14 protein-coding genes are annotated in these 18245 nt (G+C 31.6%); 12 read left to right on the top strand and 2 right to left on the bottom strand.

Annotated elements, in window-relative coordinates; translation table 11 throughout:
• Nucleotides 1–111: 111 nt before the first annotated feature.
• From ACAM30_RS20295 to ACAM30_RS20285, 3 genes are read left to right on the top strand one after another with little or no spacing between them, the layout of a single operon-like run.
• Nucleotides 112–1041: a hypothetical protein gene (locus ACAM30_RS20295; protein WP_369616330.1), complete on the top strand. Its 930-nt coding sequence runs from the start codon at nt 112–114 to the stop codon at nt 1039–1041.
• 55 nt (nt 1042–1096) lie between these two features.
• Nucleotides 1097–1858: a hypothetical protein gene (locus ACAM30_RS20290; RefSeq protein WP_369616329.1), complete on the top strand. Its 762-nt coding sequence runs from the start codon at nt 1097–1099 to the stop codon at nt 1856–1858.
• A gap of 58 nt (nt 1859–1916) precedes the next feature.
• Entirely contained in the window at nt 1917–2666 is a 750-nt protein-coding gene (locus tag ACAM30_RS20285) for a hypothetical protein (protein WP_369616328.1), read from the top strand.
• A gap of 420 nt (nt 2667–3086) precedes the next feature.
• On the opposite strand, the gene ACAM30_RS20280 is transcribed toward ACAM30_RS20285, so the two are convergent.
• Entirely contained in the window at nt 3087–3446 is a 360-nt protein-coding gene (locus ACAM30_RS20280; RefSeq protein ID WP_369616327.1) for a winged helix-turn-helix transcriptional regulator, read from the bottom strand.
• A 123-nt stretch (nt 3447–3569) separates the two neighbouring features.
• Here ACAM30_RS20280 and ACAM30_RS20275 point away from each other — a divergent pair, with 123 nt between their 5' ends.
• The 4 genes from ACAM30_RS20275 to ACAM30_RS20260 are packed head-to-tail and all read left to right on the top strand — an operon-like array spanning nt 3570 to nt 8306.
• Nucleotides 3570–4412 carry a DsbA family protein gene (locus ACAM30_RS20275; protein ID WP_369616326.1) on the top strand — a complete coding sequence of 281 codons (843 nt, stop codon included), beginning with the start codon at nt 3570–3572 and terminating at the stop codon, nt 4410–4412.
• A 44-nt stretch (nt 4413–4456) separates the two neighbouring features.
• Entirely contained in the window at nt 4457–5404 is a 948-nt protein-coding gene (locus ACAM30_RS20270) for a VOC family protein (RefSeq protein ID WP_369616325.1), read from the top strand.
• Nucleotides 5397–7268: an FAD-binding protein gene (locus ACAM30_RS20265; protein WP_369616324.1), complete on the top strand. Its 1872-nt coding sequence runs from the start codon at nt 5397–5399 to the stop codon at nt 7266–7268. Before ACAM30_RS20270 ends, ACAM30_RS20265 begins: the two co-directional genes overlap by 8 nt.
• Before the next feature lie 18 nt (nt 7269–7286).
• Nucleotides 7287–8306 (top strand): histidinol-phosphate transaminase, encoded by a 1020-nt coding sequence (locus ACAM30_RS20260; protein WP_369616323.1) that lies wholly within the window; start codon nt 7287–7289, stop codon nt 8304–8306.
• Nucleotides 8307–8544: 238 nt separating this feature from the next.
• Here ACAM30_RS20260 and ACAM30_RS20255 read toward each other — a convergent pair whose 3' ends face one another.
• Nucleotides 8545–10440 (bottom strand): FAD-dependent oxidoreductase, encoded by a 1896-nt coding sequence (locus ACAM30_RS20255; RefSeq protein ID WP_369616322.1) that lies wholly within the window; start codon nt 10438–10440, stop codon nt 8545–8547.
• A 977-nt stretch (nt 10441–11417) separates the two neighbouring features.
• Here ACAM30_RS20255 and ACAM30_RS20250 point away from each other — a divergent pair.
• The 5 genes from ACAM30_RS20250 (at nt 11418) to ACAM30_RS20230 (ending at nt 18227) form a co-directional block, all read left to right on the top strand.
• Complete coding sequence (locus tag ACAM30_RS20250; RefSeq protein ID WP_369616321.1) at nt 11418–12044, top strand: 4'-phosphopantetheinyl transferase superfamily protein; 627 nt, start codon at nt 11418–11420, stop codon at nt 12042–12044.
• Nucleotides 12045–12051: 7 nt separating this feature from the next.
• The gene (locus tag ACAM30_RS20245) at nt 12052–12789 is read left to right on the top strand and encodes a thioesterase II family protein (RefSeq protein ID WP_369616320.1); all 738 of its coding nucleotides are present in this window, start codon (nt 12052–12054) and stop codon (nt 12787–12789) included.
• A 561-nt stretch (nt 12790–13350) separates the two neighbouring features.
• Nucleotides 13351–14949: an MBL fold metallo-hydrolase gene (locus ACAM30_RS20240; RefSeq protein WP_369616319.1), complete on the top strand. Its 1599-nt coding sequence runs from the start codon at nt 13351–13353 to the stop codon at nt 14947–14949.
• A 31-nt stretch (nt 14950–14980) separates the two neighbouring features.
• On the top strand, nt 14981–16756 hold the full coding sequence (locus ACAM30_RS20235) for a cyclic peptide export ABC transporter (protein ID WP_369616318.1): 1776 nt from the start codon (nt 14981–14983) through the stop codon (nt 16754–16756).
• 76 nt (nt 16757–16832) lie between these two features.
• Nucleotides 16833–18227, top strand: a complete 1395-nt coding sequence (locus ACAM30_RS20230; RefSeq protein ID WP_369616317.1) for an aspartate aminotransferase family protein — start codon at nt 16833–16835, stop codon at nt 18225–18227.
• The last annotated feature ends 18 nt before the right edge of the window (nt 18228–18245 follow it).

The raw sequence follows: 18245 nt of genomic DNA, 5'->3' as shown, positions 1-18245 counted from the left end.
TAGAATGGAGCAGGTGATTATAGAAACCTTTATTATTTATTCGAAATAAAAAAGCAAAATTGAAATTACAAACGGAGTTTCGCAGATAAAAACATAGTATAAAGAAACCGTATGAATTTAAATGAAAAAACAATTACTAAGCTAGTAGGTATTTTTATACTATTATTTGGCTTAACAATAGTCTTTTTCTATTTCAAAAGCGGATATAGATCATTTGGTTTATACGTAATTCCTATTGTTTTTATTATCGTTTCATTATCATTTATTTTTAAAGAAAACATTTTGAAATGGGGTGATAGCGAAAAAATGATAAAATCAGGGAGATGGATGATGAAACATTCACGTTTAGTTTTTTTTATTTTTCCACTTTTAATGTTTTCAATAGTAGGACTGATAGTGCTGTTTTTAATCGTTACACTAAAATGGAATGTCGATTTATTTGGCTGGATAACAGTTTCTTTATTTGCTTTTTCACCATTAATTTTAATTTATGGTTTGTTGTTTGGATTCTCAATTTCTGAAAAACAACAAAGAGAAATAGAAAATAGGCAGGATAAACTGTTTTCTGATGATAAAGGAATTACTATAAAAACGCCACTATTTGACAAGGATTGTTTTATAAGTTGGCAATCTGTTGATGCTATTATCTATTATAATTACACTGTGAACAGTGATTTTACAGAACATTATGAAGGTTATAAGCTGTATTTGAATGCAGTTCCTATTTATATAAAACACGAAAAACAATGGTGGTTAAATAAACTATTTCCAAAAGATTCTCAAAGTAAAATAATTGATGTTAACAAGGAAACAAAATACTTTTTAGAAATACCCCAAATGGTAGAGAAGTATTTAAACACCAAAGCGGATATTAATTTTAGAGACCCTATGAAAGACAGATTAATTTCAAGTCAAACTTATATAAGCAAGGATAAAATGGTAACTATTGAAAAATGGAAACCAAGGAATGAAGTAGAGGAACAAATAGTTTTTGATCGATTCAATAGAAGTGTGGACGAGATTAAGAAAAATTACAGCTAAGCAGGGTTATTAGCTTCAGCTGTACTAATAAACAAAGTCAAAGAAAAAAAAGAATATGAAGAAATCAATACTTTCAATTTTGATATTTATAATCATCGTAACAAAAACTTATGCAGGCTGGTACGAATGTTTTAGCTACAAAGGTAAAATTGATAAATATCCTATTTCTCTTTCCTTCCAAATAAAGGAAGGCTATTTTGGAGCAAAAAACAAAAAACACTTGAATCTCATTGGAGTTTATAAATATGACAAACGTAACACCCCAATCAGACTTGAAGGTGTAATTGATTTTAAAAAGAATAAAATTTTATTGTATGAAATCAGTAATGAAAAATACACCGCTAGATTTGAATTTGAATTTTCTAAAGAGAAATGCGTTGGCGTTTGGACAAATCTTTCGACAAATCAGCATTTGTCATTAGAATTAATCAATACTTCTGTTTTAATTGATCAAACAGAAGAAAATGAATTTAATGATATTGAAATTTTGCAGGCGGGCTCCCTAACAGAATTCTATTTTATTGGTATATATTCCAAAAAGAAGAATAGCGATCAGACACAAATGGACAAATTGAAAATAATCAATAAAAATGACAATACTGTTTTTCAAACAATTGATTTTTCAAAAATAAAAACAGTAACAGGTAACATAAGAACTATTATTTTCGATAACGTTGAAGTAACTGGTAATAAGAAAAAAGAGTTGATTGTCTGGAACGATATAGGAAGAATGGGCGGTTATTTAACCATTAAATTTAATGTAAAAACCAATAAATTTAAATTAGATTCGAAGCCAATAATAGATGGGCCCAATTAATAAAGGTAGTAGTAAAACGGATTGACTTTAAGATTTTTAAACCTTCGATTTACGTAATATGACAAAAAAAATCACAATTATAGTATTATTGATTTTTATGCCTTTTGCAATGCTCTTTGTAATTAACAAAGTATCAATAATGTATTATAAAATACGCTATGATACGACGTACAAAAATTACCAAGAAGGCATTGTTGCTAAAAATTATGTTGTATTTCCGGTCTCAAAAGTTATTCCACAAGATTTAGTATCCGAAAATATAAATTTTGATACCATAAACTATAAATTCATTCTTCCATTGAAACATCAATATTATGATGAACAAAAAGGGGAAGCTATAATAAGCAATTGCACTTATGTATTTGATAAGAGTGGAGTTTTAGTTTCAAAAACGGAATCTGCAGAAGAAAAGGAACAACAAAAAGAATTTGAACATTGTATAAAATTAGAAGAAAATCTTCTCTACGATAATAAAATGGCCGATGTTCTATATTTTTCAAAAGAGAGATATTGTTACAGTTGGAATCCTTTTAGAGGATATGGTAGTCCCACCGGTACGGGCAGAAATATGACTTGGGAAGGAACTGCGTATATTGATTTGAAAATGAAAACAGAAATCTTAAAACTCAAAATAGAGGAAGTATTTGCTCAAAATTTTTTTTCGAATACCTATGGAAAATGGGATTATGAATTGAATACGAGTGTTTACCAACTGCCTGTGGAATTTCAAAAAATAGCAGACGTTGCTTTTTTTGTAAGACACAAAAGTTATGGCCCAAATGAGTTATATGTTATTAAAGCAAGATAAAAATTTAACAAATTTGATCTAAGCAAAATAAATATTTTAACTCGTTTACTTGTAGTTGTCTTGTGTTATTTTGTCATATTACTTCCTTATACAGAAATTAACAACCCAATATTTACTGGGATTTCAGACTTCGAGGCACAAGTTTAAAGCTAACTTTTAACAAATTATCGCAAACCAAAAACAAACAAAATTTCATTCAATTTTAATTGAAAAATGGCAGTTTACAGTAATATATTTTCTAAGAACACATGAGACCAATGGTTGAAACTTCAGGCTGCTTATTTTAAATTGAGATTTACATTGAGTTACAAGGATGTTGAAGAAATAATAAAAACGCGTGGAATACAAAATGCATCAGGTTTTAAAAGTTTTTAGTCTGCGAGACGAACATTAGGTGGAATTGAAATTATACTAAAGGGCTTAGTTATTTTTCTTAAATATATATTCTCGATGTTTTAGACCCCATTCAGTAATTTTATGAATTAAGGGCTCCATTTTTTCTCCATATGGAGTGATTTCGTATTCTACAGTTATAGGCTTAGTGTTCATTACTGTTCTTGTAATAAGTTTGTTTATTTCTAATTCTTCCAAATCTTTAGATAGTTTTTTAGCCCCAATGCCATTCGTTGTCTTCTTTAACTCCATGAATCGCATTTTGCCATGTATAAGCAGAGTGGCAATGATTTGGATCTTCCATTTTCCAGATAATACTTCCATAGTATCTGAAATGGCTCTTATTTCTCGATTACACTCTTGTGTTAGAATAATTTCTTTTTTCATTTTAGTAGGTTAATGTAGTTAGTTTCTTCTAATAAACCAGTTTCCTGTAGGAAACACATGCCAAAAATATACTATTTGTGTTTAACTTTGTGTAATCACATATAAAAATAAAATTAAAAAACAATGAAAGCGAGATTTTTTTTCTGGATTGTAGCCGGGTTTTGTGCTATGATTCTTAGTTGTTCGCTAATCAAAAATTACACTTCAAAAGCTATGGAAAATACTACTAATACTAAAAAAACAGATTACGATAACGGTTTTGCGTGTGATTTGAATACCGGAATGTGTACAATATCTTCCAATTCCAAAGACGAGATCGAATCTTCATTATCAGGTGTTAAAAGTGGGAAATTGATTTATGTGGGAGACCCAATATGTTCCACTTGTTTGGCATTTTCATCAGAAATTAAGGAGTTGAAAAAAGAGTTTGATGGAGTATTAGACTTTCAATTGGTATTAGGAGGGCTTAGACCTTATGGGACAGAGCCAATTACTAACATGAAAGATTATTTACTACCGCATTTTGATAACCTGGCTAAAGTGACCGGGCTCCCTATCAATAATAAGGTACTATATGATAATTCATTTATCCTTGATACAGAACCTCCTTCCAGAGCTGTAGTCGTAATGAGAGAGCTTGCTCCTGAAGTAGAAAATGAATTTTATGAGAGAGTGCAAAAAGCCTTTTATTTAGATAATAGTAATACAAATTATGTTGAAGCTTACTTAGATTTTGTAGAGGAATTTGGAATTAAAAAGGAAGTATTTAAAGAAAAATTTGAATCTAATGAAATAAAAGAGTTAGTGAAATCAGATTTTCAATTTGCTCGCAAAATGGGGGTTAGATCATTTCCTACGGTGTTGCTGGAGTCAAATGGTCAAATTTCAGTTATTTCCCAAGGGTTTTCAAAAAGTAAGATCATGATCGATAAAGTTAGGAGTCAGTTATATTCGAAACAAGAGTAAACTATTATAGAGAAGATTAAGATTAAATTCAAAACATACAACTAATGAATAAACAAAAATTAGATTTTCCAATTAAATGTTTTAATATAGATCATTATACTTTGATTGTACCTAATGCCAAAGTTGTTTCTGACTTTCATCAAAATGTGTTAGGGTACAAGTTAATAAACACAATTTTAGTTAATGCAGGTTCAGCTTCAGAAGGTAAACATGATATGCTGAACTATGTTCTTGGGTGGCCAAATAATGAAAAAGGAGTAATGGTGGTAACTGAAGGTTTAACTAAGGAGTCTATTTTTCATAAGTTCTATGAGAAGTTTGGACAAGGTATACACCATGTAGCTTTTGAAGTAGATGATATTGAAGATATTTTTGAGCTATTAGTAACTAAAGGAATAGAAATGACTTCAGATAAGATATTAAGAGATCCGTTATCAGGATTGAGACAATTTTTTATTTCAAATAAGTATACAGGTGTCTTCATTGAGTTGATAGAAAGAAAAAGTGAAACGGAGGATAAAACTTCTGAGAAACAAGGTTTCTTTACACATGATAATATGTCAGGATTAGCAAATACTATGAAGTCATATTTAGATGATCCTAACTTAAAAAACGATGATGATATTAAGTCTTTAGATAAAACAAATTATTTTGAAGTTAGTGAGTGTATTGAAGTGGATAGAATTGATAATATTCAAATTAACGTTGCCGAAGTTCAAAGTGCAAAAAACTTTTTAAACAGTGTTTTAGGGTTTAATATAGAAGGTGAAAAAATGATTAATCCTCATGAAAAGGATAAGTTTTTGAGATTAAGTGAAATTCAGGACTCTCAAAACGGAGTTATTCCGGTAGAATTAGCATTAAAAACATTCAATTTTGAGAAAAGCAAAAATATTCTTGAATCTTTGAATTTAGATTTTACAGTTCAGGGAGGAAGCATAAAGTTAGAGAAAGAATATGCCGGTTATCCGTTAACCTTGTTACATGACTAAAATTTTTAGCGTAGAAGTTTTAATTGAAAAAGTAAAATTAATAGAATTTTTAAAAAAGCCTATTAATCTTAAATATTGGACGATACATACCAATTTGGTTGTAATTGAAGATGTGTGCTATGAAATTACTAGCTCTACCGGAGAAAAAACAAAAATAAGTGTAACCAATAAGAATCATTATTTAGATGATTTTCTAGATTTTACATGGATTTTAGAAGGGGAAATTAAAAAACAATTTCGGTTTTTAATAAGAAATGGAATCAATGGTAAAGTGAGTGTGGAGGTATTTATTCCTTCCACTGCTTTAAGTAAAAAGTTATTAGCTCTTCAAAGTTTATTAAACGTTGAGTTTAAAATATTGGAACAATTTCTAAATGATGGAAAATACGAACTGACGGAATCTGAGAAAAAGATAATGAAAGAATACGTAATAAATAGGTTAATGACAGAGCAAGTGTTACCTAAATTCGAAGGAAAATTCAGTAACGAAGAAGATGTCTTAGAAAAGCTGAAAACAGATTTTGGACAAATGATTACTGTAAATTCTGTTGGGTGTTTGAACCCTAAATCAACAGAAGACGTACAAAAGATAATAAATTATTGTAATAAAAACGAAATTCCAGTTAACACAAGAGGGATGTCTCATTCGGCAAGTGGTCAGTGTCTAATAGATCTGGGTATAGTTATTAATATCAAGACCATGAATAAGATTCTTTCAATAGATTTTGATGGAAAAACGGGTTCTGTTGTTGTAGAAGGGGGTATTACCTGGGAAAAACTTGTAAGAGAAACGTTAAAACTAAATGCAACCCCACCCACGCTTACAGATTGGCAAAAATTGACTGTAGGAGGAACCATTTCAACTGGAGGATTGGGCTTTATGAGTCATAATTCTGGAATCCAGGCAGATAATGTTCTTGAGTTAGAAGTTGTTTCTGGCGATGGTGAAATTAGAATATGTTCGCGTACTGAGAATAGTGATCTTTTTAACCTTGTAAGGTCTGGATTGGGACAGTTTGGAGTAATTACAAAGGTTAAAATGAAATTAAATCATGCTCCAAAAATAATGCACGTTACAAAATTACTTATTGATAATGTTAAGGAGTTTCATGATTTAAGTACTCAACTGCTAAAAGAACCTGATTTTGAATGCATACATGCTTTTTTAATTCCCAATACAAGGGTGGAATTTGAAAAGAAAATGGGGCAAACCGTTGTTACAGAAAATCGCGGGTACTTTGCTGAAAAATGCAAAAACGAAGAGGAGTTTAGCTTTTTTGTAGAATTGGTACAGTATGAATATGAAGATCAATGTTTTTTAGAAAAGGAAATCCCTTTGAATGGTTTAAAACATAGTTATCAGGAAGATTTTTTTAGTTACGTAACAAAAGAACCACCCTTAATAATTACCGAAAAGGAGAAAGGGAAAACAGCTCATCCGGAGTTAGCTGCTTTTATACCGTTTTCACAGTTTTCTGGTTTTATGAATGAATTTCAATTGATGCATAAAGCTGCAGATATGAGTGATGGTCCTGTACTTTTTATTCCAATGAAATCGTCAAGCATTCAAACTCCTTTATTTGTAAAGCCTGAGGAGGATTTTTACTTTATTGGAATATTAAGAAATGCTTATCCAAATACAAAAGAGCGTGTAGAATATTTAAGTGAATTAAACAATGAATTGTATCAAATTGCTTTAAAATATGGAGGAAACAGATATCCTTGCGACAGTATTAATAAACCTGGAAACCCAGAAGAATGGGCGATACATTTTGGAAATCAATGGCCTGATATGACAGCCGGTAAAATAAAGTTCGACCCTAAAAATACCTTTCGCTCCATGTTAAATATATTTCATAAATAAAATAATTCAATTTAGATTATGATTTCTTTAGATAAAAACGAGTTCCCGTCTGATCTCCCAAAAAGTATCAAGGAAGAGGTAATTAGTAAGCTAATAATTTCTGACTGGAACAGATATCCAGTTGCTGAGCCACAAGAATTAATAGCTTTAATTGCTCAATTAAATAGTGTTCCTGCTGATTCATTGATTCTTGGGAATGGGTCTTCGGGCTTAATTATGAGATTCTTAGGGGAGCTTTCAAAGCACTATAATAGAATTGTTACACCAGATCCAAGTTTCGAACTATTTGATATTTGTCCAAAATTATTCGATCTAAATCATATAACTTGGGGTTTTAATAATGAATTGGATTACGATTATGTGGGGTTTCCCAGAGGTAAGAATTCAATTTATGTGTTTTGTACACCAAACAATCCAACAGGAACTTTAATTGATCCAATATTTGTAGAAACTGAAGTAGCTAACGATCCATCCAGTGTTTTTTTAATCGATGAGGCATACGCAGAATTTGCGAATGATTCATACGCACATTTGATTCAAAAATATAACAATGTCATTGTTTTGAAAACATTCTCGAAAGCTTTAGGAGCTGCAGCAATTAGATTAGGGTATGCTATTTGTTCAGATACGATCAAGAAACAATTGAAAAAAAATGATCTTCCTTATAAGTTCTCACCGTTTACTATTATTTCCGCCAAAGTGTTAATCAATAATTTTGAGAAAGTTATTCAACCTAGAATTGAAAGAATTATTGAAGCTCGTGAAGAAATGTTTCATACTTTAAATGAAATGCTTTTAGACAAGGATGTTAAGGTTTCTAAATCTCATGGAAATTTTATTCCGATTCGGTTTTACAATGAGAGCTTAAAGAATGAATTTACACAGCGATGTATTGATTCAGAGATAATAATTGGTAAAGTTAGAAATTATCCTGATTTTTTTCGAATAACAATCGGATCAAAAGAAGAGAATAATAAAATCATTCGAATTATAGAAGGTTTAGTTGCAAAGCCTATCTGTATAGGCGACGGAGTATAGTAGTTGATTAGAAAAGTAATTAAATTCTATTGAAATGGAAAGAGTAAGGGGGCTGTCGCATCTGCTAATAACTTTTATCTTTAGAATTTTAAATCCATCAAAAAATGAATATTAAAGGTTATTGTTCGTCAAAATCCATAATTCTGCAAGCAATATATTTTAAATTAATATTTACAGTATAAAAAAAAGCGACGCAGAATACCTTCCACGTCGTTTCATTCATTTCCATATAATTGATTTAGATACCTTCGACCATCAAACGAGTGTCCGGTAAATTTTTCAATGGCTGTATTTTAACCTCTGGTTTTGCCATTCTCGAAATTGCATTTAATGCGGCTGCAATAGCGCCTTCTTGCCAACCAGGAAGGGAGGAAATTTGATCACCAACAATAAAAAAGTTAGCATCGCTCGCATTTTTTGTTTTCGGATCTATAATCCCGGACCCCTGTGCAATAGCGTTAAATTGTTTCGTTGAGTAGTTCGCATCTCCAACGGCTTGCCAATAGGCCCAGCCTCCCTTAATATTTGGCATATTTTGCCAAGCTATAGCAACGCCTTCTCCTAAGCCTTCGGCAAATTTCTTACCGAACTTACTGGCATCATTTCGTGCTTTGGTAAGTCGCTCATCAACGGATAATTTTCCCCAATCGTATGCTACTTTATCAAAATTATAAGCGCCTGTGAGCACACCTTTTTCGTCTTGATATGCCGTAGATGGATACCAAATTTGTTGAATTTCATTGTCTGTCCAAGAGATTCCTCCAAAAATTGGTACAACTCCTACTTCGGATTTTTCAACTCCCATTGTTTTGGGATTTATTGGGCTTCCTTGCCATAAATATCGATTTGCTTGCCAGCCCACTTTGGAGGTACAGGCTAAAAAACGCGGAACGTATCCGTCTTTTCGCGGTTTATAACCTGGAGCTTGTGTTGGTTCAAATTGTGCCACAAAAACGGCTTCTAATGCATCTTTGAATTCAGGTTCAAGTCCCGATTTTAGGAGATCAGCATCTAGAATGTTTTTCAAAAAAGGCATCGCAAGGTTGCAAACACAATAATCAGCTTCGTAATAGATCGGTTCTTCTGTTCCAACTTGTCCAACCGAAATGATGTACTTTTCTTTAGTTGAGTCCCACTTTATTTTTTTTACAGGACTATTCAAAAGAATATTTCCCCCCAAAGCTGCGACTTGTTGAGCAAAAGCGTGTTGCACCTGATCCATTCCTCCAACAGGTTGAAATAAAGTAGGTTGCCAAAGAAAATCTATAGGTTGATAGAATTTCGTGCCTTCCCAAAATTTTGATTCAAGCAATTTATCAAAACTTAAAACATCGGCTACAATTCCAGCCGCAACACCAGGTAAAACTTCATATCCGGCGCGTGTTTTTCCATCCTCGAAGCCAGGTGATCCAGCCGTTGCGCTATAGGTTCCATCTACATCAAGCTCTCCGAAACTGATCATCAAACTTTGTAATTCTTCAACGCGTGCTTTAAGATTATTTTCACTAATTCCCACTTTTGAATTGCGAAGTAATTCTTCCGCATTTTGGTATACCATCTGCGCCAACCAACCTCTTGTATTATGATCCAAACGACGGTAAACCATTGGCTTACCTCCGAAACTTTCGTTCTTTTGAACCAAATTAGATTCAGAGTTCATCACATATATTTCAACGTCTACCGAAAAACGTTTTAAGTAAGAAAGGAGTCGTTTGTGACTGCTTGGAATACGACCAGGACCTGCATTAAGGTAAGGTTCTGAGTCTCCCACCGGGCGTTTAAACCGAACAACTTGTGGTTCTCCAGGTTTCGAATCGAACAAATCACTGTTGGCATCTTCGATGAGTGTATCCCCTGTGCGTAAGCTCATGCAGCGTCCTCCCGTTTTATGAGATGCTTCCAGAACGGTTACTTTTGCACCTGACTCTTGAGCGAGTAGTTCATACGCGGTGGTAAGTCCTCCAACACCAGACCCGATGATTATAACTTCCTTTCCTTCTAGTTGATTTGGACTAAGTTTAATCGCTTGATTGGTAATCGTGTTTTGCATTTTTGTTGCTTTAGCCAATGCGGCAAATGCAATTGATCTCGGATTGTTTTTTAAAAATTCCTGACGACTTTTGTACTGTCCCATTTCGTATAAATTTTATGTTAAAAAATAAAAAATTTGATTTATGGTAATTGTATTTTCTTTGGAATAATCTCGAAAACGCTTTCTGACTCAAGATTTTAATTTTCCGAAATGAAATTAATGATTGAAAATAAAAAAAATGAAAAAGATGTCGTTAATGAAGATTTTTCTGTCGTGAATGGATGTTTTTTTTGTTGTGAATAAAATTGATTTATTCCGCTAAAATAAATTGCTTAAGGTTATCGTATGAATACCGCTTTATAAAGAAGATTAAAATATAAGTAAAGCTTACAATTTAAAAGTTAAAGGTATTTAGTGTTATTTATTCCAGGCTGTGGATAATAAAAAAAAACGAGTTAAAATATTGATTATAAATATTTTAACTCGTTTGTTTGTTGTTGTTTTGCGTTATTTTGTCTCTCTATTTCCCAATACAGAAATTAACAACCCCATATTTACTGAGGTTTCAGGCTCCGAGGTACAAATTTGAAGTAAATTTTTAATAAACTATCTCAAAGCAAAACAAACAAAACTTCATTCAATTTTAATTGAAAAATAGCACTTTGCTAATTTGCAGTAATATATTTTCTAAGAACACATTAGACCAGTGGTTAGGACAAATCTATAAAATTTTACGATATGATCTTAGTTTTTATTTGTAAAGTACAGAGAAACAAAAGAATAAGGTTTAAGTGTGTTTATTATTAATCCTTAATGTAGAATTTTATGTAGGTAGAACAGAATTGGAACTTAAGCCCGCATTACTCTTGACTGTTGGTTGTTATAGATTTTTGTTTTTTAACGAAATTTATTTGATTAATAAAATTTTGTTATTAGGTTAATTACTGCTAAACTTGTAGAATCTTTATTATGAATCCAAAAAGTGAATAACAAAGTATAAAGTTAGTTGATTTATATTTTTTACGAAAATGATTTACATATATTATTCCTATATTTCTGAGAATAATCATAAAAAATTAATGCAAGAGTCTTTGCTAAAATTACCAATTGATTTTCAAAAAAAAGTAAAGAGCTATCGCAGATGGCAGGATGCTCAATTGTCATTATTAGGAAGGATATTACTTTATAAAGGGACTGATAATTTTGATAAAAAATATAGAGAAATCAATATAAAATATACCGAATATAATAAACCTTATTTTGGGGAAGAAAGAGGAGAAGTTTTTTTTAATATTTCTCATTCTGGAAAAATTGTTGTTTGTGCTGTGACTAATCTGTGTGAAATTGGAATAGATATTGAGTTAAAACGCGATATTCAGTTGGAAGATTTTCAACCTCAGATGACAGATGGGGAATGGATGAAAATTACCGGATCTTTTAATAAGATGGATTCATTTTATAATTATTGGACACAAAAAGAAGCTGTAATCAAAGGTTGTGGAAAAGGTTTAACCGTACCACTAAGATCTTTTGAAGTATTGAAAAATACAGCAATTGTTGATAATGAAAATTTTTTTCTAAAACAAATTTGGTTAGACGATCAATACAAATGCCATATAGCAACTAATAAATTAGTTAATGAATCAAGTATAAAGATTTCAGAATTTGATTCTTCAAAATTATCCCACAAATTAATTCAGATTTAAAAAATTAATGACAACGAATAATAAAATAATAGCTCTTCCATTTGCAGGAGGTAATAAATATAGCTTTAATAATATTGAAAAGTATATACCAAAAAAGATAGATTGGATTACCTTGGAGCTTCCAGGAAGAGGTAGTCGTTTTAAAGAGAAATTGTTTGACAACGTTGACCAGATGGTAAATGATCTATTTAATCAAATAATGCCACATATACAAGAAGGAAATTATATCATATATGGTCATAGTATGGGGACATTATTAGGATATGAATTGGCAAAGAAAATTACTGAAAAAAGAATGCATAAACCCATGGCTCTTTTTTTTACAGGACGCGGGGCGCCAGGATTTAGCCGCTTTAATAACAAAAAATCTATATTACCCAGTTCTCTTTTTTGGGAAGAAGTAGGTAAAATTGGAGGACTGCCAAAAGAAATTTTAGAATGTAATGAACTTTTGGATCTTTACTATCCAATTATGAAATCGGATTTTAAAGCTATAGAGGACTATAGCTATTTCCCGATGGAGATACCTTTTACTTTTCCTATTCATATTTTAATGGGTAAGGATGAAATAGGTTTTGGTGATGAAAAAACCCCTCTTACCGGTATGAAGGACTGGCAAAATGAGACTAGCAATAATTGTACATTTGAACTTTTAGAAGGAGATCATTTTTTTATTTTTAAACACGCTGAATCAATCGCAAAAAGGATATCTCAAATTGCTATTAACTCTGTTGTTATTTTTTAGATTTTATTTTAAGGTTTTGTTCGTGATAATCTGAAATGCTATTTTCTAATTTGCACTTACTAAATATATTATTGCGCAATAAATTAGCTGTAAAACATTCTTAGATACTTCATTGTGATGGAATTCTCTATCTCAACGTTTTGCCTTTTTGAAATAAAATAAGTTTAAAATTATTTTTAGTGCGATATGTAAGTTGCTATTTGTTAAAGCTTGTTTTTTTGTTATCATTTGTAATGCAGTAATATAAAAGTTAAAATAGCAGCATAAATTAAGTTGTAGTTTAACAGAATTTAAAAAAAACGTAAAGTTTTTTGAGAATCTTTTGTAATTACGGTTTCCCGTAAGGTTTAGTATCAAGAATACTATAAATTCGTGGCCTCTTGATTTTATTGGATGAATAATGTTATGTAGTTATCACTAATATTTGGAAGTTTAGGTATGTTAATCAACTTAAATCCATAAGATGAAAGAGGAATTTAATTTTTAGTTACAAACAGCTCTAAATTATCGCTCAAAAATATATAATGCCTTTGAAGGTAAATTAAGTACAAAACAATATTTATGAATACAGATCTAGTTTATTTAAAACCGAATTTAGTAATCGAACCACTTTTTGATAACTGGTATGCATGGAGTCATTTAATATCTCCGGCAACAGCAGCAATGAATATTGTGGGTAGACATTTGAAAATAATGGGATCCTATATTCAGGCTCCTACTGCCCATGCCGCTGCTGTGAAAAACCCAAAAATGTTAGGTGGACCTTTTATAGATTATGAAGGAAAACGAGTAGACGAAATAGAGCAGTTACGCAACAATACTTTAAAAAGTCAAAAAGATCTCATTGCTTTTAGTGAAGGGATTAAAGAGCTAGATTTAATGCTTAAAACAAAAGCAAAAGGATACTCTCTTGAACCACTATATGCAGAGGTTCCTGAGATATTAAAGGGCTATGTAGAATTGATTTATGATCTTAACAACCAGCCTTCATTTCGATTTTTTGAGACATTATTATATAATAGTGAATTTTACAAAGAAACTTCACAGAGTATTTTGTTATGGTTAACTGATAATGACGAAAGACCCTTTGTACTCAGTACGCCACGTTTAGAAGATAAGGATAAAATACATTTGAATATACCTTTTAATCATAGTGGGCTAGATGAGCTCAGTAAAATGAGAAGAATTCCAGGATCACTAAGTGAAATTAAAAAGAAATTGGATATACCTTCTGATATGGAGGCAGTTTTTGAATCTTTTTTTACAATTGAAGTTCCTAAGCCTTATGAAAAATATATGGGAGACAAAGTAAGAATGCGTTATTTTGGTCATGCCTGTATATTAGTAGAAACTAAGGATATTAGTATTCTTATAGATCCTATTATTAGTTATTATGGTTATCCTCAGGAAGTGGAGCGATTTTCAGATATGGATCTACCTGATACTATTGATTATGTCTTAATTACACATAATCATCAAGATCATATTTTATTCGAAACACTTATTCCTTTAAGACATAAAATAAAAAATATAGTTGTACCAAGATCTTCTAATGGTAGTTTGCAGGATCCTAGTTTGAAGTTGATGTTTAATTCGATTGGATTTAATAATGTAGTAGAAATTGATGAAATGGATACTATTAAATTTAACGATTGTTCTATTACAGGAATTCCATTTATAGGAGAGCATTCAGATTTAAATATTCAGGCTAAAATATGTCACCATGTGCGTGTTGGAGATTTTAAAATGCTTTTCGTTGCTGATTCCTGCAATGTAGAATCAAAAATCTACCAGAGAGTGCAATCTTTACTTGGAGATGTTGATGTTATCTTTTTAGGGATGGAATGTGACGGAGCGCCACTTTCATGGCTTTATGGTCCATTGCTAACAGAACCATTGGCAAGAGATAAGGATTCTTCCCGTAGATTGGCGGGCTCTAATTTTGAAAGAGGCAGGGGCTTAGTAGAAGCATTTAATCCAAAAGAAGTCTATGTGTATGCAATGGGGCAGGAGCCCTGGCTAGAATTTATCAGTAGTATAAAATATACAGCCGAATCTCATCCTATTGTTCAGTCTGACCTATTGATAAAGGATTGTCAGGCTAACAATATAATTGCTGAACGTTTGTTTGGAGAAAAAGAGATTATGTACTCAAAGTAGGTTGAATTTTTATTCCTTTTGATAATTGAAAATGCGTCAAAAGATATGGACAAGCAGATATTGTCGAGAGATTTTTCAAGGTATTTCAGATTTTTTTCAGGAAATAAAAATTACAATTACAACTAAATTAGCTAGAAAATTGGGAAAAGCAACATTGCTTAATTTATTAAGATTAAAACTAAAAGTAGCATTACCACTACTTGGATTTTTGGCTGTAATTAATGGTTTATGGAGTAGCAGTTTGTTAATGCTGGTAAGTCATAAAATATCTGGAACTCCATTACCCTTTTATAATGAGTTTGATTGGTTAATTTATTTAATTTTTGTTTTAGTCTCTTTTGTGCTTACCTACTATTTTAATGGCTACATGATAAAAGCGAGCCTAATCTTTGGTAAAGAAATGACTCTGCAAATAATTGATAAACTTCGACTATCAAATTATGAATCTTATTTGCAGATTGGTGAGGAAAGAGTAAGAACGATAATGGAAGATGTACGTACTTTAGAATCACTTCCCGGAGTTTTTATCACTTTTTTTAATTCTTTAGTAATGATAATTGCCGGAATGGGATACATGTTTTGGCTTTATCCTAAAGGAGCCTTAACGATAGTTTCCCTTATTATTATACTGGTTTTTATCTATGTATATCGAAATGGAATTATTGAAAAGGATATGGATGCCAAGAGAGATCTTGATGATGTATTTATGAGATTTTATAACGACTTTTTACATGGGTTCAATAAAGTTAAAATGAGTACTAAGAGAAGTGATTCTATATTTATTGGCCACATTACAGAGAACCGTGATAAAGCAATAAAGCTGAGTACCAAGGCAGGATTATCGTCTTTTGGCAATGAATTATTAGGAGGTTATTTTTTTTACTTTTTGATTGGTGCAATACTTTTTGTCTTACCTGTTGTTTTTAGTATTGATAAAACAGTCATTTCTGGTTTTATGATTACTCTTTTATTCTTAATGGGACCAATTGGTATTTTGATAAACCTTATGAAGAGTGTCATAGGGTATAATGTTGCATTTGCCAGAATTAATGAGTTTAACGATACTCTTACAGATAATTTGAATCATTCAGATGCCCTTCCGTTAACAGCTTCAAATGAAGAGTGGCCAGTTTTAGAAACTCTTTCAATCAATGAGATAACCTATCAGCATGTTGATGAAACAGGAAGTGTTACGTTTGAACTTAAACCAATCAACCTGAAATTTGGGAAAGGGGAAATTATTTTTATCTCCGGAAGCAATGGTAGTGGAAAAAGTACTTTTATTAATTTACTATCAGGATTATATATTCCGAAATCTGGAAACATTTTCCTTAATGATTTAATAATTACAGATGATAACAGAGCGCAATATAGAGATATGATATCATGTATTTTTTCCAATAATTATCTCTTTACGGAGAATTATGATAATTTCAATCTTCTTCCATCTAACAAGCATTTAGCGGAGCTTTTGAAAAAAATGAAACTGGATAAAGTTATTAGACAGGATGAAAATAACAGAATATTTCAAAATTTGTCCAGTGGCCAGCAGAAGCGCCTCGCATTGATATATACACTTTTAGAAAACAAAGATATTTTCATTTTTGATGAATGGGCTGCGGAGCAAGATCCGGAATTTCGAAAGTATTTTTATGAAAATATAATTCCTGATTTAAAAAATAAAGGAAAAACTGTAATTGCAATTACCCATGATGACGCGTATTACCAATACTGTGATCGATTAATAAAATTCAATTACGGTGGAATGCTAGTGCAAGAACAAATGGGTTTAGAAGTTGGTAGCTGATTTTCAGAGACCTCTTTAATTAAAGAGTTTAATTCTTCTAGATCTGTATTAATAAAATAAGTAAGAATAATTTACTATGGAGTTACTTAAAAAGTATCATTTATCTGAATGTGCAAAAATTGTTTCAGCTTCAATACCTGGTGAAAAATCGAAAGTATTGTTGAAGCTGCAAAGTGAAATTGAAGGAAGTGTTGTTTCATATCCTAAAAGTATGCCAATTGCAATAAAAAGAGCGAAAGGAAGTATTATTGAAGACGTGGACGGGAATCAGTTTATTGACTTTTTTGGAGGATGCGGAGTTCTGAATGTGGGACATGGTAACGAATATGTGCTAGATTATGTTAAAGAGCAACAAACAGAATTGATTCATGCATTAGATTTTCCAACTGAAAATAAGCTTGATTTAATTCAGCTAATATTAAAAAACTTGCCAACTGAGATTCAGGAGGAATACAAGGTGAGTTTTGGAGGACCTACGGGATCAGATGCTATAGAAGCAGCAATAAAACTGGCAAAAATTAAGACAGGACGTGATGGAATTATAGCTTTCACAGGAGGGTATCACGGAATGAGTTCCGGGGCTTTGGCAGTAACTTCAGATACATTTTTTCGTAATAAATTGACATCCCTAATTCCAAATGTAAGTTTTGCACCCTATAGTTATTGCTATCGTTGTCCTTTCAGTAAAAATAGTGATAGTTGTGAGTTCGAATGTGTAAGTCATTTCGAATGGATATTAAATACGGCACATTCAGGAATTGTAAAACCTGCTGCTATAATACTGGAACCTCTGCAAGGTGAAGGAGGTAATATCGCACCTAAAGAGGGGTACCTTGAACGTATAGTCGAAATAGCTCATAAACATGATGTTATTGTAATTTTTGATGAAGTTCAAAGTGGTTTTTTCAGAACAGGAAAGTTTTTAGAGTTTATGAATACAAAAGCGGTACCTGATATTGTAACATTTTCTAAAGGCTTTGGAGGAATAGGTTTTCCTATTTCCGGATTAATCTATAGAAAAAGTATAGAAGCCTGGAAGCCTGCGGATCATATAGGAACCTTTAGATCTAATCAGGTGAGTATCGCGGCAGCAAGAGGAGCTTTTGATTTTATTGATGAATATGAGATTGAAAAGTATACAGAGTCAATAGGATGCTATTTAATGGAAAAATTGAAGGAATTAGAAGCCGAAAATCCATTTATAGGAGATGTAAGAGGAAAGGGAATGATGTTGGGGGTAGAGTTTGTAAAAGATAAGATTACTAAGGAACCTTTTCCGGAATATCTTAAAGAGCTTAGAGAGGAATGCTTTCAGCGTGGGCTATTGTTTGAAGTAGGTGGTCATTATAAAAATGTAATGAGATTGATCCCTCCTTTAATCACAACTTCCAAAATTGTTGATGAAGCAATTGAAATTATGAAAGAGGCCATCAAAGTTAGAATGGAAAAATACTTGGAATCAGTTCTGTAAAAAATAAAACCACATAAT

Origin of the sequence: Flavobacterium sp. CFS9 (assembly GCF_041154745.1) — a bacterium.
Taxonomy (GTDB): Bacteria; Bacteroidota; Bacteroidia; order Flavobacteriales; family Flavobacteriaceae; genus Flavobacterium.
This window is presented reverse-complemented; position numbering and strand designations above follow the sequence as displayed.

Excerpts from the sequence above, each read along its gene's own strand:
- ACAM30_RS20280 (WP_369616327.1), bottom strand. The coding sequence starts at position 3,446 with ATGAAAAAAGAAATTATTCTAACACAAGAGTGTAATCGAGAAATAAGA.
- ACAM30_RS20235 (WP_369616318.1), top strand. The coding sequence starts at position 14,981 with ATGCGTCAAAAGATATGGACAAGCAGATATTGTCGAGAGATTTTTCAA.
- ACAM30_RS20285 (WP_369616328.1), top strand. The coding sequence starts at position 1,917 with ATGACAAAAAAAATCACAATTATAGTATTATTGATTTTTATGCCTTTT.
- ACAM30_RS20275 (WP_369616326.1), top strand. The coding sequence starts at position 3,570 with ATGAAAGCGAGATTTTTTTTCTGGATTGTAGCCGGGTTTTGTGCTATG.
- ACAM30_RS20270 (WP_369616325.1), top strand. The coding sequence starts at position 4,457 with ATGAATAAACAAAAATTAGATTTTCCAATTAAATGTTTTAATATAGAT.
- ACAM30_RS20230 (WP_369616317.1), top strand. The coding sequence starts at position 16,833 with ATGGAGTTACTTAAAAAGTATCATTTATCTGAATGTGCAAAAATTGTT.
- ACAM30_RS20240 (WP_369616319.1), top strand. The coding sequence starts at position 13,351 with ATGAATACAGATCTAGTTTATTTAAAACCGAATTTAGTAATCGAACCA.
- ACAM30_RS20260 (WP_369616323.1), top strand. The coding sequence starts at position 7,287 with ATGATTTCTTTAGATAAAAACGAGTTCCCGTCTGATCTCCCAAAAAGT.
- ACAM30_RS20245 (WP_369616320.1), top strand. The coding sequence starts at position 12,052 with ATGACAACGAATAATAAAATAATAGCTCTTCCATTTGCAGGAGGTAAT.
- ACAM30_RS20250 (WP_369616321.1), top strand. The coding sequence starts at position 11,418 with ATGCAAGAGTCTTTGCTAAAATTACCAATTGATTTTCAAAAAAAAGTA.
- ACAM30_RS20265 (WP_369616324.1), top strand. The coding sequence starts at position 5,397 with ATGACTAAAATTTTTAGCGTAGAAGTTTTAATTGAAAAAGTAAAATTA.
- ACAM30_RS20295 (WP_369616330.1), top strand. The coding sequence starts at position 112 with ATGAATTTAAATGAAAAAACAATTACTAAGCTAGTAGGTATTTTTATA.
- ACAM30_RS20255 (WP_369616322.1), bottom strand. The coding sequence starts at position 10,440 with ATGGGACAGTACAAAAGTCGTCAGGAATTTTTAAAAAACAATCCGAGA.
- ACAM30_RS20290 (WP_369616329.1), top strand. The coding sequence starts at position 1,097 with ATGAAGAAATCAATACTTTCAATTTTGATATTTATAATCATCGTAACA.